This window comes from Chenggangzhangella methanolivorans, from assembly GCF_019797865.1.
Lineage (GTDB): Bacteria > Pseudomonadota > Alphaproteobacteria > Rhizobiales > Methylopilaceae > Methylopila > Methylopila methanolivorans.
On the sequence record NZ_CP081869.1, the window covers coordinates 3,333,273 to 3,353,366 of the forward strand.

13 protein-coding genes and 6 pseudogenes are annotated in these 20,094 nt (G+C 70.3%); 5 read left to right on the forward strand and 14 right to left on the reverse strand.

All coding sequences use genetic code 11. From position 1 onward, the window contains the following. Window positions 1–61 precede the first annotated feature (61 nt). From K6K41_RS30570 to K6K41_RS17530, 5 genes and pseudogenes are all read right to left on the reverse strand, one after another. Window positions 62–319, reverse strand: a pseudogene (locus K6K41_RS30570) (RNA polymerase sigma factor); the annotation flags it as partial. 71 nt (window positions 320–390) lie between these two features. Further along, complete coding sequence (locus K6K41_RS17515; RefSeq protein ID WP_261401577.1) at window positions 391–1,221, reverse strand: ATP-binding cassette domain-containing protein; 831 nt, start codon at window positions 1,219–1,221, stop codon at window positions 391–393. Between the two features lie 302 nt (window positions 1,222–1,523). Next, window positions 1,524–2,454: pseudogene (gene kce, locus K6K41_RS17520) on the reverse strand (3,5-dioxohexanoate:acetyl-CoA acetone transferase). Between the two features lie 15 nt (window positions 2,455–2,469). Then, on the reverse strand, window positions 2,470–3,786 hold the full coding sequence (locus K6K41_RS17525) for an MFS transporter (RefSeq protein ID WP_261401578.1): 1,317 nt from the start codon (window positions 3,784–3,786) through the stop codon (window positions 2,470–2,472). A 67-nt stretch (window positions 3,787–3,853) separates the two neighbouring features. Next, entirely contained in the window at window positions 3,854–4,642 is a 789-nt protein-coding gene (locus K6K41_RS17530) for an SDR family oxidoreductase (protein ID WP_261401579.1), read from the reverse strand. A 340-nt stretch (window positions 4,643–4,982) separates the two neighbouring features. Here K6K41_RS17530 and K6K41_RS17535 point away from each other — a divergent pair, with 340 nt between their 5' ends. After that, a complete protein-coding gene (locus K6K41_RS17535; protein WP_261401580.1) occupies window positions 4,983–5,666 on the forward strand; it encodes a GntR family transcriptional regulator in 684 nt (227 codons plus the stop codon). A gap of 46 nt (window positions 5,667–5,712) precedes the next feature. Here K6K41_RS17535 and K6K41_RS17540 read toward each other — a convergent pair. The 7 genes and pseudogenes from K6K41_RS17540 to K6K41_RS17570 all read right to left on the reverse strand — a co-directional run bounded on the left by K6K41_RS17540 (window position 5,713) and on the right by K6K41_RS17570 (window position 11,779). Beyond that, window positions 5,713–6,766 (reverse strand): annotated as a pseudogene (locus K6K41_RS17540) (Ldh family oxidoreductase). 325 nt (window positions 6,767–7,091) lie between these two features. Continuing rightward, window positions 7,092–7,484, reverse strand: a complete 393-nt coding sequence (locus K6K41_RS30575) for an NAD(P)-dependent oxidoreductase (RefSeq protein WP_428978606.1) — start codon at window positions 7,482–7,484, stop codon at window positions 7,092–7,094. A gap of 53 nt (window positions 7,485–7,537) precedes the next feature. After that, window positions 7,538–7,756 carry a hypothetical protein gene (locus tag K6K41_RS17550; protein ID WP_261401582.1) on the reverse strand — a complete coding sequence of 73 codons (219 nt, stop codon included), beginning with the start codon at window positions 7,754–7,756 and terminating at the stop codon, window positions 7,538–7,540. Window positions 7,757–7,766: 10 nt separating this feature from the next. Continuing rightward, window positions 7,767–8,648 carry a dihydrodipicolinate synthase family protein gene (locus K6K41_RS17555; RefSeq protein ID WP_261401583.1) on the reverse strand — a complete coding sequence of 294 codons (882 nt, stop codon included), beginning with the start codon at window positions 8,646–8,648 and terminating at the stop codon, window positions 7,767–7,769. Window positions 8,649–8,803: 155 nt separating this feature from the next. Then, window positions 8,804–9,676, reverse strand: a complete 873-nt coding sequence (locus K6K41_RS17560; RefSeq protein WP_261401584.1) for a Bug family tripartite tricarboxylate transporter substrate binding protein — start codon at window positions 9,674–9,676, stop codon at window positions 8,804–8,806. Between the two features lie 208 nt (window positions 9,677–9,884). Then, window positions 9,885–10,997 (reverse strand): annotated as a pseudogene (locus K6K41_RS17565) (iron-containing alcohol dehydrogenase); the annotation flags it as partial. After that, window positions 10,994–11,779: an IclR family transcriptional regulator gene (locus tag K6K41_RS17570; RefSeq protein WP_261401585.1), complete on the reverse strand. Its 786-nt coding sequence runs from the start codon at window positions 11,777–11,779 to the stop codon at window positions 10,994–10,996. The gene K6K41_RS17570 and the pseudogene K6K41_RS17565, both read right to left, overlap by 4 nt. A gap of 329 nt (window positions 11,780–12,108) precedes the next feature. On the opposite strand from K6K41_RS17570, the gene K6K41_RS17575 reads away from it, so the two are divergent. From K6K41_RS17575 to K6K41_RS17590, 4 genes and pseudogenes are all read left to right on the forward strand, one after another. Next, the gene (locus K6K41_RS17575) at window positions 12,109–13,140 is read left to right on the forward strand and encodes a 2-keto-3-deoxygluconate permease (RefSeq protein WP_261401586.1); all 1,032 of its coding nucleotides are present in this window, start codon (window positions 12,109–12,111) and stop codon (window positions 13,138–13,140) included. Window positions 13,141–13,144: 4 nt separating this feature from the next. After that, complete coding sequence (locus K6K41_RS17580) at window positions 13,145–14,404, forward strand: four-carbon acid sugar kinase family protein (RefSeq protein WP_261401587.1); 1,260 nt, start codon at window positions 13,145–13,147, stop codon at window positions 14,402–14,404. Beyond that, window positions 14,401–15,399, forward strand: a complete 999-nt coding sequence (pdxA, locus tag K6K41_RS17585) for a 4-hydroxythreonine-4-phosphate dehydrogenase PdxA (RefSeq protein WP_261401588.1) — start codon at window positions 14,401–14,403, stop codon at window positions 15,397–15,399. The genes K6K41_RS17580 and pdxA overlap by 4 nt, the downstream gene beginning before the upstream one ends. Before the next feature lie 110 nt (window positions 15,400–15,509). After that, window positions 15,510–16,100: pseudogene (locus tag K6K41_RS17590) on the forward strand (DeoR/GlpR family DNA-binding transcription regulator); the annotation flags it as partial. Window positions 16,101–16,330: 230 nt separating this feature from the next. Here K6K41_RS17590 and ribB read toward each other — a convergent pair. Together ribB and K6K41_RS17600 are read right to left on the reverse strand one after the other, a co-directional pair. After that, window positions 16,331–17,445: pseudogene (gene ribB, locus K6K41_RS17595) on the reverse strand (3,4-dihydroxy-2-butanone-4-phosphate synthase). Between the two features lie 100 nt (window positions 17,446–17,545). Then, window positions 17,546–19,963: a hybrid sensor histidine kinase/response regulator gene (locus K6K41_RS17600; protein ID WP_261401589.1), complete on the reverse strand. Its 2,418-nt coding sequence runs from the start codon at window positions 19,961–19,963 to the stop codon at window positions 17,546–17,548. Between the last annotated feature and the right edge of the window lie 131 nt (window positions 19,964–20,094).

Consider the following 20,094-nt stretch of genomic DNA (forward strand, 5'->3'; position numbering starts at 1 on the left):
CCCGTTCGATCGCGCCGCGTCGCGCCTCCGCCCGTCCGCGGTCTCGCGCGGCGTTGAGCGCGATGCCGAAAGCCCAGGTGGAGAAGGCCGAGCGTCCCTCGAAGCGGTCGAGGCTCCGGGCGATCCGGATCAGGGTCTCCTGCGCGACGTCCTCGGCGTCCGTCGCGTCTCCGCAGCGGCGCCACGCGAAGCGGCGGATCGGCTCGTAGTGCCGAGCCGCCAGCGCCTCGAAGGCGCGCGCGTCTCCGCGCCGCGCCCGGTCCACGAGCGCGGCGTCGTCCAGGGCCCCGAGGCCGAACTCCTCCGATCCGTCTGACATTCGCCCTGATAAGACGTTCGATCCGGAGAGAACCTTTGCGCCGTCTCAGAAAAAAGTGGAGCGGCCGTCGATCAGGCCGCTTCCGTCTCGCGCAGGTCGATGCGGGGCGCTGCGACGAGCGAACCGTCGGGGCAGGGCAGGATGTCCATCGGCGCGCCGAAAATCCGTTCGAGCTGCTCGCCGGTCATCAGATCGGAGGGCGCGCCGCGGGCGATCAGCCGGCCGCGCTGCAGCGCCACGAGCTCGTCGCAGAACCGCGCCGCCATGTTGACGTCGTGCAGCACCACGATCACCCCGAGGCCGTGCGAGCGCGTCAGCCGCCGCGTCAGCGCCAGAACCTCGATCTGGTGGGCGACGTCGAGCGCCGACGTCGGCTCGTCGAGCAGCATCCAGCGCGTGCCCTGCGCGACCAGCATCGCGAGCCAGACGCGCTGGCGCTCGCCGCCCGACAGCTCCTCGACCATCCGCTCGGCGAACCCTTCGGTGTCGGTCAGGCGCATGGCGTCCTCGACCGCTTTCCGGTCGACCTCGCCGAAGCGGCCGAGCGCGCCGTGCCAGGGATAACGGCCGAGCGACACGAGCTCCTTCACCGTCAGGCCGGTGGCGGCCGCCGGCGTCTGCGGCAGGTAGCCGACGCGGCGCGCGAAGTCGCGGGTGCGCCAGCGCTCGATCGGCTCGCCGCCGTAGCGGATCGCGCCGCCGCTCGCCGGCTGCTGGCGCGCGAGGAGCTTGATCAGCGTCGACTTGCCGGAGCCGTTGTGGCCGATGAGGCCGATCATGCGCGCCGGCTCGAGGGTGAGCGTCAGCGGCGAGAGCAGCGCACGGCCTTCGACCGTGAAGGCGGCCTCGGAGAGGTCGAAGCTCTCGGCTCCCGCCGGTGAGGCGGCGCTGTCGTGGGTCATCCTGCGTCCCATGGCTCTGCGCGAACGCGTCGCGCGCCCCATCCAGAGCCATATTGCGGCGCCGCGCACAAGTGCGCGCGGACGGGATGATCAATCGATCCGTTGTTTTGAATGGTTCCAAGAAAGCAACGGAACGCCGAAGACAGTGTAAGATCGAGGCAGATCGACGGGTGTCTTATGTTTTCTTCATAGATCTGCTTGAAGTCGCGCCGACGCGCGGGCTTTCTCCAAACGACCGGGCGCCGGCGACCGCGATCGCCCGGCCTGGACAATTGATCTTCGCGCCCCGTCGGCCGGCGTCTTCAGAACGCCACCCGGTCTCCGCCCTTCAACGCCAGCATCGCGCGCGCCTCGTCGGGCGTCGCGACCTCGAAGCCGAGCCCCTCGATGATGGCGCGGACGATCCGCACCTGCTCGGCGTTCGACTCGGCGAACTTGCCGGGGCCGGCCCAGAGGCTGTCCTCCAGCCCGACGCGGACGTTCGCGCCCATCGCCGCCGCCATGGTGGCGACCGGAATCTGGTTTCGCCCAGCGCCCAGCACCGACCAGCGGTAGCTGTCGCCGAACAGCCGGTCGGCGGTGCGCTTCATGTGCATCACGTCCTCCGGATGCGCGCCGATTCCGCCTGCAGGCCGAACACGGTCTGGATGAAGAGCGGCGCCGCCACCATGCCGCGGTCAAAGAAGTGCTTGAGATTGTAGAGATGCGCGGTGTCGTAGCACTCGAACTCGAAACGCGTCTCGTTGCCCGCGCAGGTCGTCAGAACATGCTCGATCTGGCCGAACGTGTTGCGGAAGATGATGTCCTTGTTGGAGAGGTAGGTCTTCTCCCACTCGTGTTCCAGCTGGTCGCCGAAGCGGTCGAGCATGCCGAACAGGCCGAAGTTCATCGAGCCGAGATTGAGCGAGGCGACTTCCGGCGCGAAGGTCGCGGCGGGGCGCACGCGCTCCTCGATCGGCATTGTGGGCGCGCCGCCGGTGGTGAGGTTGATCACCACGTTGGAGCGCTGCTTGATCACCGGCAGGACTTGGCGAAGGCCTCCGGCGACTGGTCGGGCTCGCCGGTCTCGGGGTTGCGGGCGTGGAGGTGGACGATCGCCGCGCCCGCCTCCGCCGCGCCGATCGCGGCCTCGGCGATCTCCTGCGGCGTCACCGGCAGGTGAGGGGACATCGAGGGCGTGTGGATCGCCCCCGTCACCGCGCAGGTGATGATGACTTTGCGCTTGGTCGCCATTGTTTTTCTCCTTCTTTAGGCCGCGCGGGCTTCGTCGCCGCGGCGCAGGCCGAGCGCGATGAGGGCTGCGAGGAACAAGAGGCCCGACATCGCCACGATCCCCCAGGTGGCCGCGCCGGTGCTTTGCTCGATGACGCCCATCACGGTCGGGCCGATGAAGCCGCCCATCAGCCCGCAGGTGTTGGTGAAGGCGATGCCGGCGGCGAGCCGCGCGCCCGAAAGCCGCGAGGACGGGTAGGTGAAGATGAGCGCCTGCACGACGAAGAACATCGAAGCCGCGATGCTGAAGCCCACCAGCGAGTAGGCCGGGCCGCCATTGGACGCGATCGCCATGCCGACCGCCATCACGAGCACGCCGGCGATCAGCAGCGCCTTCGAACGCTTGGCGTCGAGCGAGACGCGCAGCACGAAGATCGCGCCGAGCGTCGCGGCGATCCAGGGCAGCGAGTTCAGGAAGCCGACCGTGATCGGCCCCATGGTTCCCCACCGGCCGATGATGCCGGGCAGGAAGAACGTCATCGTGTAGACCGAGATCTGGTGGCAGAAATAGACGCCGATCGCGAGCAGGCTCTGGACGCCGAGCAGCGCCTTCCAGATCGACTCGCCGGTCTCGGGCGCGCTCGCCTCCGCCGCGCGCGCTTCGACAGCGCGGGCCTCCTCCGGCGTGAGCCACTTGGCGTCCGAAGGGCGGTCGGGAAGCTTCTTCCAGATGACGACGGCGAGCACGAGCGCGGGAATCGCCTCGATCACGAACAGCCACTGCCATCCGTGGAAGCCCCAGATCCCGTCCATCGCCAATAGCGCGCCGCCGAGCGGTCCGCCGATGACGTTGGCGAAGCAGACGCCGAGCAGGAACAGGCCCGTGGCCCGCGCCCGGTCCTCGGCCCCGAACCAGTAGGTGAGATAGAGCATCACGCCGGGGAAGAAGCCGGCCTCGGTGATGCCGAGCAGCACGCGCATCACGTAGAACGAGGTCGGCCCCTGCACGAGCGCCATGCCGGCCGAGACGATCCCCCAGCTCACCATGATCCGGGTGATCCAGAACCGCGCGCCGACGCGGTGCATGATGAGGTTCGAGGGCACCTCGAACAGCGCGTAGGTGAGGAAGAACAGGCCCGCGCCGAAGCCGTAGGCCGCCGCCGTGAGGCCGATGTCGACCTCGAGATGGGTCTTGGCGAGCGCGACGTTGGTGCGGTCGATGAAGGCGATCACATAGGCGATCACCAAGAGCGGCATCAGCTTGCGGATGATGAGCGCGGTGGTGGCCTTCTGGTCCCGCGGGACCGCGCCAGCCGCGACGGTCGAGGCCGCCGCTCCGTCGATGCTCGCCATTGGTCGTTCTCCCAAAAGTCTGGCCGCGGCGTCCGGCTCCAGGCCGGCGCCGTCTTGTCGGTTTTGGTCAGAGGTACTGGACGTCGCCGTCCACGCTGATCGCCTGGCCGGTGACGTTGCGCCCGGCGGGCGAGCACAGGAACAGCGCCATGGCGGCGACGTCCTGCGCCGTCACCATGCGGCCGAGCGAGATCTTCCTGAGATACTCCTCGCGCATCTCGGGCTCGGGGACGCCGGTCTGTTCGGCGCGCGCGCGGATCACCCCGTCCATGCGCGGGCCCTCGACGATGCCCGGAAGCAGCGCGTTGACGCGCACGTCGTCGGGCCCGAGCTCGATCGCGAGCGACTTCATCATGCCGACGATCGCCCATTTGGTCGCCGCGTAAGGCGTGCGCCAGGCGTAGCCGAGCCTCCCTGCGACCGACGAGATGCAGATGATGCGCGCCTCGTCCGAGCGCTTCAGCAGCGGGACGGCGCGGCTCGCGAAGCGGTGCTGGGCGTTGAGGTTGACGTCGATGGTGCGCGTCCACGTCGCTTCGTCGATGGCGTCGACGCCGGCGGTGGGGCCTGCGACGCCGGCGTTGTTCACCAGCACGTCGAGAGCGCCGAAGCGCTCCGCATGGGCGGCGAACACCGCGTCGACGTCGGATGCGCTGGCGACGTCGGCCTTGGTGGCGAGCGCGTCCGGAAAGCGGGCGCGGAAGGCTGCGAGCGCGTCGTCGCTTGCGTCGCAGACATGGATTTCGGCGCGGGCCTCCACGAAGGCCTCGGCGATCGCAGCGCCGATGCCCGCGGCGCCGCCGGAAATCAGAACCTTGAGGCCCGGACGCGGGACCAGCGTGTCGATGACGCCCATGGCGCGTCTCTCCCTGATGTTTTTTGGACGTCTGTGCGTCCGTTTTGTGATTTGTGATCACAAAATCAAGGGGAGTCAAGGCAGCGGAAGAGCAGGGATCGGCGGAGGCGAAGCGCGCGGGGCGTGATGGAGGCGGGCTCTTTTCTCCGCCGTCGTCGTGCCGGCCGAAGAGCGGGATCCATGAACAGGAACGCTCCGAGAGATCGGTGACGTCGACGTCGATTGATCCCGGGATCAGGCTCAGGAGGACGGGTGTGGTTCCGCCGTTCACAACCTCAACGCTTGACGAAACGTCAGATGTGATCACGTTTTATCGTTCCGCAACGATCCCCCGGATCTCATGACAGCCGTCTTGCCGACCTTCGACCCCGTGGCGCGCACCACTGTCACCGAACAGGTCTACCGGCGCCTGCGCGACGGCCTGATGAGCGGCCGCTTCGCGCCGGGCCAGAAGCTCGCCATCCGCGGGCTCGCGGCCGCGCTCGGGTCGAGCCCGATGCCGATCCGCGAGGCGTTGCACCGGCTTCAGGCCGAGGGCGCGATCGAGATCACGCCGACGGGGCGCATTCGCGTCGCCTCGCTCGATCCGGTCCAGTTGCGCGAGGTGCGCGACACGCGGATGGCGCTCGAGGGCATGCTGGCCGAGCGCGCCGCCGCCGCCGCGACCGCGGCCGACCGCCTCGAGATCGACGCGCTGTTCGACGCCATGCAGAGATCGGTCGAGGCCGGCGACCGCTCTGGCTATCTCGAGGCGAACTTCGCCTTTCACCGTCGCATCTATGTGGTGGCCGACGCCGCCATCACGCTCCGGATCGTCGAGAGCCTCTGGCTGCTGATGGGGCCGTGCTTCTACCTGCTGACGCCCGAGCGCGCCCATCTCCACCGCTCGATGGCCGCCCATCGCGACATCCGCGAGGCGATGCGCAACGGCGACGGACCAGCCGCGCGGGCGGCGGTGTGCGACGACATTCTCCAGGCGGCGGGTTCGCTCGCGCGCCTCCTCGTGGCGCGCGCGGAGGGGTGAGCGACGGCGCGACTGGCGGAGCGCCAGTCGCGCCGTGAAGGCCGCGTCAGAGCGCGGCCGGAAGCGTCACGCCGAGCCGCGCCGCATGAGGCTCCAGCGAGGCGAGGATCCCGTCATGAAGCGCGACGCCGTCGCGGAGCGCCTCGCGCTTGCGCCTCAGCGCCGCCTCCCCGGGCAGGCGCACGGCCTTGACGCCCGGGCGCGGCGGGTTGGCGCGGCAGGCGTCCGCGAGCCACCCAGTCTGGCGCAGGAAGGCCTCGCGGCCGCCGAAGGCTTCGGGATCATAGACCTGCACGGTGACGGCGGCGTTGACGCCCTTCGGGGCGTCCGCCCGGCCGTAGCCCGCGAGACCTGCGTCACGGCCTCGGCGTGGAGCGCCATGCCGTAGCCCTTCTGGCCGTGGTCGAGCCCGCCGGTCGGCAGCAGCGTTCCGCCCTCGGTCATGACCTTCGGGTCGCTGGACGGGACGCCGTCCTTGTCCATCAGCCAGTCGTGCGGGAACCGCTCGCCCGCCTTGATGAGCCGCTGGCTCATGTTGACCGTGGTGATCGAGGCCGAGATGTCGATCAGGATCGGGTCGCCCGGCGTCGGGATCCCGTGGGCGACCGGGTCAGGGGTGTAGAGCCCCTTCAGCCCGCCGAAGGGCGCGACCTGCGCTCCGGAAGGGCTGGAGCTCGCGATCGAGACCATGAGGCCCTGATCGGTCGCGATCGGCAGATAGGCCGCGAGACAGCCGATGTGGTGGCTGTCGCCGATCACGATCGTGGCCGCACCATGCGTCCGCGCCCGTTCGCAGCCGAGCTTCACCGCTTCCGAGGTGAGCCAGGCCCCGGGGAGCCGCCGGCCGCGCCAGCAGACCGCCGCGCCGCGGTCAGAGACGACCTCGGGCGCGCCGGCCCTGGTCATCACGCCGTCCGCGACGCCGTCGAGATACCAGCCGGCGAGCGCGAGCCCGTGGGTGGTGTGGCCCATGAGATCGGCCCGACCAGATAGGTCGCGACCGCGTTAGCCTTGTCGGCCTCGAGGCCGGCGGCTGCGAACAGGGCCTCGGCGCTCGCGACGAGATCCCCGCCGCGGTAGCGCGGAGCGGCCGCGCTCACGCGGCGGCCCGCCGCGCCGCGAAGGCCTCGGTCTCGAAGACCTCGGGGTTGAGCACCCTCGTCGGACGCCCGCCTGCCAGGATCGTCTCGATGTCCTCGACGTTCATCAGGCCCACGCGCTCGACCGACTCCACCGTGTCCGCGCCCGTGTGCGGGGTGAAGACGACGCGCGGCTGGCGGAAGATCGGGTGGCTGACGTCCGGCGGCTCGACCGTGTAGGCGTCGATGCCGGCGCCCGCGAGCCGGCCCTCGGTCAGCGCTGCGTCCAGCGCGTCGAGATCCACGACCTCGCCGCGCGCAAGATTGAGCAGGCAGGCGGTCGGCTTCATGAGCGCGAGGCGATCGGCGTTGATGAGCGCCGCGTTGTCGGCGCCGCCGAAGACGTGAAGCGACACATAGTCGGCGCGCTTGAGAAGCTCGTCGAGCTCGAGGAGCTCGATCCCGTGCTCGGCCGCGAAGGCGCGGTCGGGATAAAGGTCCGAGGCCACGACGCGCATGCCGAGCCGATCGCCTTCTTGGCGAGCGAACGGCCGATCGCCCCGAGGCCCACGATCCCGAGCGTCTTGGCCCCGATCTCGCCGCCGACCGTCCGCTTCCAGGCGCCGGTGACCACGCTCTCGTGACCGGCCGGAATGTTGCGCGCGAACGCGAACATCATGCCGACGGCGAGCTCCGCCACGGCGGCCGCGTTCGCGCCCGGCGTGTTGAGCACGGGCACGCCGCGAGCGGTGCAGGCCGGGATGTCGATGCTGTCGACGCCGACGCCGTGCTTCAAACGGCCTTGAGCTTCGGGGCGGCCGCGAGCGTCTCGTCCGTGACGCGCACCAGGCCCGCGACGATGAAGTCGACTTCGGCGAGATGCTCGGAGAGGCCGCCGTCGGGCTTCGACGTGTCGACGCAGCGCACGAAGGTCCAGCCTTTTTCGGCCAGCCGGTCGGGCACGCTTCCGTAGCGCCCGAAGCCGGGCGAGGTGGTGGCGACGATGGTCATGACGAAATCCTCAGGCGAGGCCGTGGGCGGCGAGCAGCGCGGCGATCTTGGCGTCCTGCTCAGGGCTCGGCGGCAGCGCCGGCTGGCGGCTTGCGCCCACCGACTTGTCCATCAGGTAGAGGGAGCGCTTCACGAGCGCCGGCGGATAACCGAGCTTGTAGAGGTCGGTGCGGAAGGCGGTGAACGTCGCCTGCGCGGCCTCGGCCTTGGCGAGGTCGCCGTCGTTGAAGCCCGCGCAGATGTCGGCCAGAACCTTGGGCATGACGTTGCCGAGGCCCGAGATGCAGCCCTTGGCGCCGTTCTGGAACGCCCAGAGAACGAGCGAGTCCGGTCCGGAATAGACGTCGAAGCCTTCCGCCTCCTTCGACACCGCGAGATAGGCCTCGAGCGTCGCCTGCGCGCCGCCGCTGTCCTTGATGCCGGCGATGTTGCCGTGGCGGGCCAGCGCTCGCGCGGTATCGGGTTCGATGTGGTTCTGGGTGCGGGCCGGGATGTCGTAGAGATAGACCGGCGTCGTGATCGCGTCGGCCACTGTCGAGAAGTGCCGGACGAGGCCGTCCTGCGTGCACTCGATGAAGAACGGCGTGATCACCGCCACGCCGTCGACGCCGATGCGGTCGAATTCCCTGGCGAGCAGCACGGTCTCGTAGGTCGCCGGCATTCCCGCGTTGACGATGACGCGGGCCTTTCCGCCGACCTCGTCCACGACTTCCTCGGTCAGCCGCACCTTCTCCTCGAAGGTGAGCGCGGTGAAGTCGCCATTGGTGCCGGCGCACATGATGTTGTTGCCGGCCTCGACCTGCCGGCGCACCTGCGCGCGGGTCGCGGCGTAGTCGATCGCTTCCTTGTCGTCGAAGCACGTGACGAGGGCGACGAAGGTTTCGCAGGTCATTGGATCTCTCAAGGGGGGATGGGGCGCTGGAAACTGAGCCGTCATTCCGGGCTTGGCCCGGGATCCAGACGAGCCGGCGGCGCAAAGTCGGCGACGCGCGGCGTTCCTGGGTCCCGGCTCTTCGGCCGGGACGACGGCGGCGGTTCAGGCGGAAATCACTCGGGCTTCACGCCCGCGGTCTCGATGACCTTGCTCCACTGCGCGGCCTCGTCGGCGATCAGCTTGGCGAAGGCCTCCGGGGAGGTGTGCATCGGCAGCACGCCGAGCTCGTCGAAGCGCTTCTGGGTCTCGGGGCGCTGCATGAATTCGTTGATCGTTTTCGCGTAGGCGTCGACCAGCGCCTTCGGGGTCTTCACCGGGGCGAGGAAGCCGTGCCAGGCGACGGCCTTGAAGCCCGGGACGGTCTCGGCGATCGCCGGCAGCTCAGGCGCGACCGTGAGGCGTTCGGCGGTCGCGGTTCCGAGCGCGATCAGCTTGCCGGACTTGATGTGCGGCCACAGCAGCGGGGCGTTGTCGAAGGCGAGGTCGATCTGGCCGGCGATCAGATCCGGCATCATCTGGCTCGAGCCCTTGTAGGCGACGTGCGTCATCTTCGTGCCGGTGCGCTGCATGAAGAGCTCGCCGGCGAGATGCTGCGTGGTGCCGACGCCCGAAGAGCCGAAGGTGATCTTCTCGGGATTGGCCTTCAGGTGGTCGATGAGCTCCTGCACCGTGCGCGCCTTGATGCGCTCGGGGTTCACGACCAAGAGGTTCGGCACCAGGGAGATCTGGGTGATGGGCGCGAGGTCGCGCAGCGTCTGGTACTGGATCCGGTCCTTCAACAGCGTCGGGTGGATCGAGAGGTTCGAGGTCGAGGCGAGCGCGACGGTCGTGCCGTCGGCTTCCGAACGCGCGAGGCGCCCGAGCGCGAGCGTGCCGCCGCCGCCGCCGATGTTCTCCGGCACGATCACCTGTCCCGTCACCTTGCCGAGATGGTCGCCCACCATTCGGGCGAAGATGTCGGCGGTGCCGCCGGCCGTGAACGGCACCAGCAGCGTGATGGGACTTCGGCCAGTCGCCGTCTGCCGCGTGCGCGGCCGAGATCGGGGCGAGCGAAAGCGGCGTCGCGAGCGCGAGCGCCGCGACCATCAGGGACTTCAGCATCTTGGTTCCTCCAGGGACCGTCATCGTCGTCGCGGCCTCTCGGGGCCGCTGCGTTTCCGTCTCTTGAGGCTCGGGCCTCAGGCGGCTTTGGCGTAGATCGCGAGGATGTCCTCGGCTCATGTTTCTCGGGTTGTTGTCGAGCAGGCGGCGGATCGCGTGGGCGTCGCCCGCCATGGTCTCGAAGTCGCTTGTCGGCACGCCGAGCGCGGAAAGCTTCATCTCGACGCCGAGGTCGGCGCAGAAGCGGTAAGCGCCCTCGAACGCGGCATCCGGCCGGGCGTCGGGCGCAAGCCCGAGCGCCTCAAGCACCAGCGCGGTCTTTTCGGGAGCCGCGGGCGCGTTGAAGGCGAGCGTGTGCGGGAAGATCAGCGCGCAGGCCAGGCCATGGGCGATGTGGTGGCGCGTGCCGAGCGGATAGGCGACCGCATGGCCCGCGGTGGTGTTCACCGGGCCGAGGCAGAAGCCGCCATAAAGGGATGCGAGCGAAAGGCCGACGCGAGCCTCGCGGTCCGAGCCGTCGGCGACCGCGCGGGCGAGATATTTGCCGACCAGCCGCGCGCCTTCCAGCGCATAGAGGTCGATGATCGGATGGGCCTTCTTCGAGGTGAAGGCCTCGACGCAGTGCGCCATGGCGTCGACGCCGGTGGCGGCGGTGACGGCGGGCGGCACCGTCATGGTGAGGTCGGGATCGACCGCCGCGAGGTCGGCCAGCATGAAGCGGCTCTGCACCGCGAGCTTGTTCTGGGTCTCGGGGTCCGTGACGAGCGAGCGCGTTCCGCCCTCCGAACCCGTTCCCGAGGTGGTCGGGACCTGCACGAGCCCGACCGTCCGGCCGAGCACCTTCTCCGGGCCGACCACGTCCTTGAGGCTCTGGCCCGAACCGGGCAGCACCGCGACGAGCTTGGCGAGATCCATGGCGCTGCCGCCGCCGAAGCCGATCACGACGTCGGGCCGGACCTCCGCGGCGAGCGCCAGCGCCTTGTCGAGATTGGGTGCGTCGGGCTCCGGCTTCACCTCGCCGAACACCGCGACCTCGCCCTTGAGGCCGAGCAGCTCGACGCGCGCGGCGTTGAATGGGTCGGCGACCACGAGCGGGCGGACATAGCCCTTCTCGGCGAGATAGGCCGCGACGGACGAGACGACGCCCGGTCCGAATTCGAGCCGCGCCGGGCGCAGAATTTCGATGGGGGCCACGAGGGCGCTCATGAGGCGGCTCCTGACTGGGGGAGGGCGATCGCGCCGAGCGACAGGCGCGACGCCTGTCCGAGCTTTTCGGCGATGCGGATCGCATGGGGGGCGGCGAGCGCGACGAAGTCGTCGACGCTCATCCGCGCGGCGTTGATGGTGAGGCTGACGCCGGCCACGGGTTTTCCGCCCGCGTCGAGCACAGGGGCCGCGACGGTTCGCAGGCCATAGGCGTTCTCGCCGTCCGACACCGCGAAGCCGCGGGCCCGGACCTCGTCGAGGCGGGCGATCAGCGCGTCGAGATCGACGAGCGTGCGCTCCGACAGCTTGACCCGCGGGGCGGCGTCGAGATGCGCGATCTGCGCGTCGCGCGGCAAGAAAGCGAGGATCGCGTGGCCGAGCGCCGCCGCATAGGCGCCGGTGCGGCTGCCGGCGCGGCGCGAGACCGGCTGGGCGGCGGCTTCGACGCGCTGGAGATAGACGACGTCGCCGCGGTCGAGCGCCCCAAGCGAAGCGCTGTCGGAGATCCGCGGCGCGACGTCGGAGAGCAGCGGGCGGGCGTGGGTCGGCAGATCGTTGGCGGCAAGCGCCGAGAAGCCGAGCTCCAGGCACTTCAGCGACAGGCGGAACCTGCGCGTTTCGGGCATGTGGTCGAGATAGCCGAGCGCGACCAGCGTGTGTGCGAGCCGGAAGGCCGCGCCGCGGTTCTGCACGGTTCGCGCAGCGATCTCGGCGATGGTGAGCTCGGGAAGGTCCGGGCCGAAGGCGTGCAGCACCGAAAACGCCTTGGCGACGCTTCCCACGAAGTTCTTTGGGTCGTCGGTGGGCGCGCCGCGGGGCGCAGCCGCGCGGAGGTCGCCGCGTCATCGTTCGGATGGGTCGGCGCGACCATGTTTCGTCTCCCGGACCGCGCGCCTTGGCGGCGCGTCTAGTTGTTCGGTATCCGAACTTTTGTTCGTAATTTGAGCATGACTCCCGTGTGACGGCATGTCAAACAAAATTTGCGCAAACCGCGCATACTGATTGACAGGCTGCATAGTTCGCGCGAATACGCACTTAGCGGCGGCAGAAATGCGCGATCGCCCGGCCTAGAGCCCAAAAAATGCGCAAAGCGCGCATGGAGGAGACGAACATGCAGGTCCCCATCAAGCGGGCGATCGAGCGCGTGCCCGGCGGCATGATGGTCGTGCCGCTGCTCATCGGCGCGCTGATCGCGACGTTCTTTCCCGGCACGCCGAAGTTCTTCGGCTCGTTCACCGGCGCGCTGTTCTCCGGCGCCCTGACGATCCTCGCGGTGTTCTACGTCTGCATGGGCGCGAGCATCGATTTCCGCGCCACCCCCTACATTGTGAAGAAGGGCGGCACGCTGCTGTTCACCAAGGTCGGCATCGCGGTCGTCCTCGGCGTGGTCGCCGGCCAGTTCCTGGGCGAGGGGCCGGTCTCTTTCGGCATCTTCGCGGGCATCTCGACGCTCGCCATCGTCGCCGCGATGAACGACACCAATGGCGGCCTCTACATGGCGCTGATGGGCCAGTACGGCCGTCCGCGGGACGTGGGCGCCTACACCATCATGTCGCTGGAAAGCGGCCCGTTCTTCACCATGCTGACGCTCGGCGTCGCGGGTCTCTCGGCCTTCCCCTGGCAGGTCATGATGGGCGCGATCCTGCCGCTCGTCGTCGGCATGATCATCGGCAATCTCGACCGTGAGATGCGCGAGTTCCTTTCGAAGGCGGTCCCGGTCATGATCCCGTTCTTCGCCTTCGCGCTTGGCGCGAACCTCGACCTCTCCAAGGTCTGGACCGCCGGCCTCCTCGGCCTCGCCATGGGCGTCGGCGTGGTGGTGATCACCGGCATCCCGCTGTTCTTCGCCGACCGCCTGACGGGCGGAACGGGCGTCGCCGGCGTCGCCGCGGCCTCGACCGCGGGCAACGCGGCGGCCGTCCCCGCGATCGTCGCTTCGGCGAACCCGGCCTATGCGGAGGCCGCGACCCACGCGACCGTGCTCGTGGCGGCCTGCGTCGTGGTCACCGCGATCCTCTGCCCGATCGCGACCGCCTGGACGTACAAGAAGTTCGGCCGTCCGGCCGATCCGGACGCGACCGGAGAGGCGCCTGCGGCCGCCGAGCCGGTCGCCTCGCCGATCCAGGCGCAGCCGGGCCGCTGACGACATGTCCGGTCGCTGGCTGATCCTCGCGGACGATCTCACGGGCGCGGCGGACTGCGCCATCGCGTTCGGCCGTCGCGGCCTCGCCGCGGCGGTCAGCTGGGGCGTCGCGACTGACGATCGCGGCTCGCGGCCGCCGGTGTTCTCCTACGACGCCGACAGCCGCGGCATGACGGGCGAGGCGGCGGGCCGCCGCCACGTCCGCGCGCTCTCCGAGCATCTCGAACGGGACCGGGTCCTGTTCAAGAAGATCGACTCCACGCTTCGTGGGCAGCCGGCGGCCGAAACCGCCGCCACCATCGCGCATCTGCGCTCGCATGGCCGGTCGGGTTTCGGCGTGTTCGCGCCGGCCTTCCCGGCCACGGGGCGCACCACGGTCGACGGGCGCATCCTCGTCTCCGGCGGCGCGCTCGAGGACACTGAAACCTGGAAGCGCGACCACACCTATGACAGCGCCGACCTGACGGAGGCGCTCGCCTCCGCCGAAGTCGCGGCCGAAAAGGTTCTGCTCCCGGTCGTGCGCGGCGAGGAGGCGGCGCTCGTCGCCGCGCTCGAGTCGATCGCGGCCAAGGGCGACGTCGTCGCGGTCTGCGACGCCGAGAGCGACGCCGATCTCGCGGCTGTCGCCAAGGCGAGCCTCGCGCTGTCGACCCAGCCCTTCTTCATCGGCAGCGCGGGCCTCGCCCATGCGCTCGCCGCCGTCGCGCCGCTGGAGCCGACGCCGAGCCCGAGGCTCGCGCCGACCGCCAACGGCACCCTGATCGTGGTGGGTTCGCTCGCCGCAAGCTCGCGGTCCGGCGCGCGCAAGCTCGTCGAATCCGGAGCGGTCTCCTATGTTCCGGCCTCGCCCGAGGTTCTGCTCGCAGGAGACCGTGACGGCCGCGCGGATCTCGGCCGGGACGTCGCTCGTCGGCTCAGCGCCGGCGAGGATGTTCTGGTCGAGATCCTGATGGGCGAGTCCGTCGACATGTCCATCGGGGCCAGCCTCGCCGCCGGTCTTGCAAGCGCGCTCGAAGCGGTCCCCCCCGCCGTCGGCGCGTTCGCGGCGACCGGCGGCGAGACCGCCGCGGCCCTGCTGAGCCGCTTCGGCGTTACCGGCATCCGGCTCGCCGACGAGATCGAGCCGGGCGTCTCGCTCGGCCTCACGCTCGGGGAGCTGTCGGTTCCGATCGCCACCAAGGCCGGGGCGTTCGGAGACGAGATGAGCATCACCCGCATCGCCGAACGCCTCAAGGCCGTTCGAACAGAAGGAAGCTTCGCGTGACCCGCCCGACCATCGCGATCACCATGGGCGATCCGTCCGGCATCGGGCCGGAGATCATCATGAAGGCGCTCGCCCATCCGGAGGTCCACGCCATGTGCGAGCCGCTGGTCGTGGGCGACGCAGAGCGCCTCAAGGCCGCGGGCGAGATCGTCGGATCCTCGCTCAGGGTCGACTCGCTGCAGGACGCCGGCCAGGCGCGCTACGCCGCCGGTGCGGTCCAGTGCCTCGACCTGAAGCTCGTGCCGAAGGACCACCCGTTCGGCGAGATGTCGCCGGTCTCGGGAGAGGCGGCCTACCGCTACATCGAGAAGGCGGTCCGCGTGGTCGAGGCCGGCGCCGCGCAGGCGATCTGCACCGCGCCGCTCTCCAAGGAGGCGCTCCACGCCGCCGGCCACAAGTTCCCCGGCCACACCGAGCTGCTGGCGCATCTCACCGGCACGCCGGAAGTCTCGATGATGCTGGTGTCGCCGAAGCTGCGCGTGATCCACGTCACGACCCATATCGGCCTCATCGACGCCATCGCGAAGATCGAGCCCGGCCTCGTCGAGCGCGTCATCGCGCGCGGCCACGACGTGCTGGTGAAGGCCGGCGTCCAGAACCCCAAGATCGGCGTCTGCGCCATCAACCCGCATGCGGGAGAGAACGGCCTGTTCGGCCAGGGCGAGGAAGCCGCCAAGATCACGCCGGCGGTCGAAAAGTGCCAGGCCAAGGGCTGGGACGTGCGTGGGCCCCTGCCGGCCGACACGCTGTTCTTCCTCGCCGGCCGCGGCGACTACGACATGGTGGTCGCGATGTATCACGATCAGGGTCACGGCCCGATCAAGGTGCTGGGGCTGGAAGCGGGCGTGAACATCACGGTCGGCCTGCCGGTGATCCGCACCTCGGTCGACCACGGCACCGCCTTCGACATCGCGGGCAAGGGGATCGCCGACGACGGCTCGATGGTGGAGGCGCTGCGGCAGGCCGTCGGCCTCGCGCCCAAGCGCGCGGCCTGACTGACCGACCGCGGCGCCGGGCGCCGCGGCTGGGGCGAGCGGCCGCGTTGGTTCGGCCGCCCGTCCGCCGGTAGACTGGCGGGCCGCGAACACATGGAGCCGTCGACTTGATGCGCAGCAGGGAACGTCGATCGCTCCTCCTCGAGGCCCTGCGTTCGGGCGAGGCGGACGTCGACGATCTTGCGCGGCGCTTCGACGTATCCCCCTCGACGGTGCGGCGCGACCTGCAGCGCCTGTCGCGCGAGAACGCCGTCACCCGCACCTATGGCGGCGCGATCCTCAGCCAGCGCGCGCCCGAGCCGACGCTCGGCGAGCGGATCGGCGTCAACGGCGCGGAGAAGCGCGCGATCGCCCGCGCGGCCGTCGCGCTCGTCCAGGACGGCGAGACGCTGATCCTCGACGCGGGCTCGACGGTCGCCGCGCTCGGCGCGCTGCTCAAGGGCCGGCGCTGCCGGGTCGTCACCAACAATCTCGCTCTGCTGCCGGTGCTCGCGGGCGAGAGCGGCGTCGAACTCGTCGCGCTCGGCGGGACGATCCGGCCGACCAGCATGAGCGCGGTCGGTCCGCTGGCGGTGGAGGGCATGCGCCGCCTCACCGCCGACCGCGTCTTCACCAGCGCCGACGGGGTGGTGGCGGGCCGGGGCCTCTGCGAGGCGAGCCTCGACCAGGTGGCGCTGAAGTCGCTGATGATGGATCAGGCGGCCGACGTCGTCGTTCTCGCCGACGCGACCAAGCTCGGCCGCGCCGAGCAGTCGGCCTGGGCCCGCTGCCGTCGCGCTGGACCCTCGTCACCGACGCGCGCGCCGAACCCGCCCAGATCGCGGCGATGGAGCGGGTCGGCGCGAGAGTGGTGGTCGCGCCGGACTGAGCTCTGCCGCCAATTTCGGCTTGGGGGCCGGACAGGAAGGGCGCGGGCGCCGGGCGGTCGCGCTTACTCGTCGACGATCTCGGTCTTCTCGATCGACACGCCGAAGCCCGCAAGGCCGACGAACTGGCGCTCATGGCCGGCGAGCAGCGAGATCTTGCGGGCGCCGAGATCCCGCAGGATCTGCGCGCCGACGCCGATCTCGCGCCAGCGCGCGCGGCGCTGGCGGGCCGACATGTGCTTCTCCTCGGCGGCGTCGGCCGGGGCGGCGTCCGGTTCGGCGGCGTCGCGCAGCACGGCGGGGTCGCGGATCATCACGAAGACGCCGCGCCCGGTGTCGCCGAAGCGCGCCAGCGCGTTGTCGAGCCAGCCCTTGGAGGTCGCGGCGCCGCGCAGCAGGTCGGAGAGCAGGTGCTCGCGATGGATGCGGCAGGGGACCGGCTTCTCCCCGCCGACGTCCCCGACCGTGATCGCGAGATGCTGGGTCTGCTCGAACGGGGTCTCGTAGATGGTGATCGTCGCGTCGAGCCCGCCGATGCGGCGCTCGAACCGGTCGATGCGCCGGACGAAGGTCTCGCGCGGGAGCGGTGGTCGATCAGATCCTCGATCGAGACGATCCTGAGCTTGTGCTCCTTGGCGAACTCGATGAGCTCCGGCAGGCGCTTGACCGTTCCGTCGTCATTGACGACCTCGGCCAGCACGCCGACGGCCGGCAGCCCGGCAAGGGTCGCGAGGTCGACCCCGGCCTCGGTGTGGCCGGAGCGGGTCAGCACGCCGCCCTCGCGGGCGATCAGCGGGAAGATGTGGCCCGGCCGCAGGAAGTCGGAGCCGATCGCGTTGTCGGAGGCGAGCGCGCGCACCGTGTTGGCGCGCTCCTCGCCCGAAATGCCGGTGGTGAGCCCGACCTTGTAGTCGACCGACACCGTGAAGGCGGTGCGCATTGGGTCGCGGTTGTTGGCGACCATGGGCGCGAGGTTGAGCTCGTCGGCGCGCTCGGCCGTCATCGGCGCGCAGATGATGCCGCTCGTGTGCCGCACCATGAAGGCGAGGGCCTCTGGCGTCGCCTTGGAGGCCGCCATGATGAGGTCGCCCTCGTTCTCGCGGTCGGTGTCGTCCACCACGACAACGAGTTCGCCCGCGGCGATCGCGGCGATCGCGTCTTCGATTGTGTCGAGTTCCATGCCGGCCCGTCGGGTCATGCGGCGGGAGAGGGCCCCGCCCGAGAGAGGGCCGTCGAATGCACCCCGCGCCGCGGCGGGTCAAGGGCCCGTGAGCGGGCGTCTACGCGCAGGCCGAAATGGCGGCGCGCAGGCTCTCGGCGTCGAAGGGCTTCACGATCACCGCCGTCGGGCCGCCTTCGAGCAATGTCGGGGGCGGCTCGAAGTCGTCGCGGCCGGTCGAGAACAGGATGGGCAGGCTCGGGCGTGCGACGCGCGCCCATTCGGCGAGCGCCTGTCCGTCGATGTCGGGCAGGCCGAGGTCGGTCAGAAGCAGGTCGAACTTCGCCCCGTCCGAGATCGCAGCCTTGGCCTTCGCGCCGTTGCGCGCCTCGGTGACCTTGTGGCCGAAGCTCTGGAGAAGCTCGACGAGGCTCATGGCGATGAGCGGCTCGTCCTCGACGAGCAGGATCTCGAGCGGCCGCGAGGGCGCGGCTTCGGTCGCGGCGGGCTCTCCGAGCAACTGGCGCAGTTTCCGGGCCAGCTGGTCGCTGCGATAGGGTTTCTGGATGAGATGCACGTCGGCGTCGACGCGGCCCTGATGCACGATGACGTTCTCGGCGTAGCCCGACATGAACAGGACTTTCAGCGTCGGAAGCTTGGCGCGGGCGAGGCGCGCGAAGTCCGGCGGCGAGGGCTGGCCCGGCATCACCACATCGGACAGGAGCAGGTCGTAGGCCCGGCCGGCCTCGAGCAGCAGCGTCGCGTCGCGGGTCGTGGCCGTGGGCTCGACCTGGTAGCCGAGCGCCGTCAGCAGGTCGGCGACGGAGCTGCGCACCGCCTCGTCGTCCTCGAGCAGCAGTATCCGCTCGCCCGCGCCGCGCGGAGGCTCGTCGGCCTCGCCATCGGTGTCCGGGTCCACGACCGCCTCGGCGGCGCTGCGCGGCAGGCTGAGCCGCACCGTGGTGCCGCGGCCCGGCGCGCTCTGGATCTCGATCTCGCCGTGGCTCTGCTCGATGAAGCCCTGCACCTGCGGCAGGCCGAGACCCGTGCCGCGCCCTTCGGGCTTGGTGGAGTAGAACGGCTCGAAAACGCGGGCCAGCACGCTTTCGCTCATGCCGACGCCGGCGTCGGTCACCGCGATCTCGATGCGCTCGGACCCGCTCAGGCCCGCGGGCAGATGCCGGACCGCGATCGCGAGCCGTCCGCCGTCCGGCATGGCGTCGCGGCCGTTGATCGCGAGGTTGAGCACCGCGTTCTCGAGCTGGGCCGGGTCGACAAGCGCGGTCCAGCCGCCGGCGTCGCGGCTGATCTCGACCTCGACGGTTTCGCCGAGAGTGCGGTCGAGCATGTCGGCCATGGAGGTCACCAGCGCGCCGACGTCGGTCGGGCGCGGGGCGAGCGGCTGGCGGCGCGAGAAGGCGAGCAACTGCCGGGTGAGCTTGGCTCCGCGGTCCGCGCCTGCGGTCGCGTCGCGCAGGCGCCGCTCGATCGAGGGCGTCATGACGGCGGCGAGCTCGCTCGCAAGCAGCTCGAGATTGCCCTTCACCACCTGAAGCAGGTTGTTGAAGTCGTGCGCGACGCCGCCGGTGAGCTGGCCCACGGCCTCCATCTTCTGCGCCTGACGCAATTGCTGCTCCGACTTGCGTCGCTCGGTGAGGTCGCGGGCCGACCCGACGACGCGCACGGTGCGCCCGTCCGAAGACGACACGGGCGACAGCGCGATCTCGAAGACCCGCTCCTCGCCGTCGAGCTCGGTGACCTGCTCGTAGCGCGCCGACTCGCCGGACATCGCGCAGGCCTCGATCGCGCCCTCCAGCCGCTCGGAGGTTTCGCGCGGAAGAATGTCGGAGATCTTGCGCGAGCGCATGACGAGCCGCGAGATGCCGAGCGCGCGCTCCATCGTGCGGTTGACGGTCTCGACCAGGATCGGCCGCCCGGGCGTGCACGAGACCACGAAGACGCCGTCGGTCGTGTTGTCGAGATAGGCGGCGTAGAGCGCGTCGTCGTCGCGGCGGGCGCGGCGGTCGCTCGCTCGTCCCTCGACCTCGTTGGCGAAGCGCCGCTCGGCGACCTCGAGGTCGACCGTCTGGGCTTCGACGAGCTTGGCGAGCTGGGCGCCGGCGGCCTCGCGGTCGCGGACCAGATCCTCGATGTCGATCAGCGTGCCGACCCAGCGCACGATCGCGCCGTCGGCGTCGCGCGAGGGGCGGGCGCGGGCGAGGAAACGCCGCCAGGTTCCGTCCCGGACGCGGATGCGGTGCTCGTTCTCGAAAGGCTCGCCGCTTGCGACGCAGCCGCGCCAGTCCCTGACCAGCTCGTCGAAGTCGTCCTTGTGGATCGCCTCGACCCAGTCGCCGAGCGGCGCGGTGCCCGTGACCTCCCGCCAGCGCTCGCTGACGAACTCGGTCTCGCCGTTGGGTCCGGCCGCCCAAACGATCGCCGGCGCTTCGGCGATCAGCGCGGCGAGATCCGGACGCGCGTCTCCGGCGGCCGTCTCAGGCGCGAATCTGCCGAGAAGACGCGACGTTACGTAAGACATCCGAGGGCCGGCCCAGAACTCGCGGGGCCTCAGCCGGCCGCTGGGAAAAGCGTCCGTTCTCGCCCCGAGGACGCAACGCTAGCACGAATGCCGAGCCATGCGAGAGGCTTGGTCGCAAGCATGAGCCTGCG

Coding starts and splice junctions, on each gene's coding strand:
- K6K41_RS17515 (WP_261401577.1), bottom strand. CDS start 1,221: ATGACCCACGACAGCGCCGCCTCACCGGCGGGAGCCGAGAGCTTCGAC.
- K6K41_RS17525 (WP_261401578.1), bottom strand. CDS start 3,786: ATGGCGAGCATCGACGGAGCGGCGGCCTCGACCGTCGCGGCTGGCGCG.
- K6K41_RS17530 (WP_261401579.1), bottom strand. CDS start 4,642: ATGGGCGTCATCGACACGCTGGTCCCGCGTCCGGGCCTCAAGGTTCTG.
- K6K41_RS17535 (WP_261401580.1), top strand. CDS start 4,983: ATGACAGCCGTCTTGCCGACCTTCGACCCCGTGGCGCGCACCACTGTC.
- K6K41_RS17550 (WP_261401582.1), bottom strand. CDS start 7,756: ATGACCATCGTCGCCACCACCTCGCCCGGCTTCGGGCGCTACGGAAGC.
- K6K41_RS17555 (WP_261401583.1), bottom strand. CDS start 8,648: ATGACCTGCGAAACCTTCGTCGCCCTCGTCACGTGCTTCGACGACAAG.
- K6K41_RS17575 (WP_261401586.1), top strand. CDS start 12,109: ATGCAGGTCCCCATCAAGCGGGCGATCGAGCGCGTGCCCGGCGGCATG.
- K6K41_RS17580 (WP_261401587.1), top strand. CDS start 13,145: ATGTCCGGTCGCTGGCTGATCCTCGCGGACGATCTCACGGGCGCGGCG.
- K6K41_RS17600 (WP_261401589.1), bottom strand. CDS start 19,963: ATGTCTTACGTAACGTCGCGTCTTCTCGGCAGATTCGCGCCTGAGACG.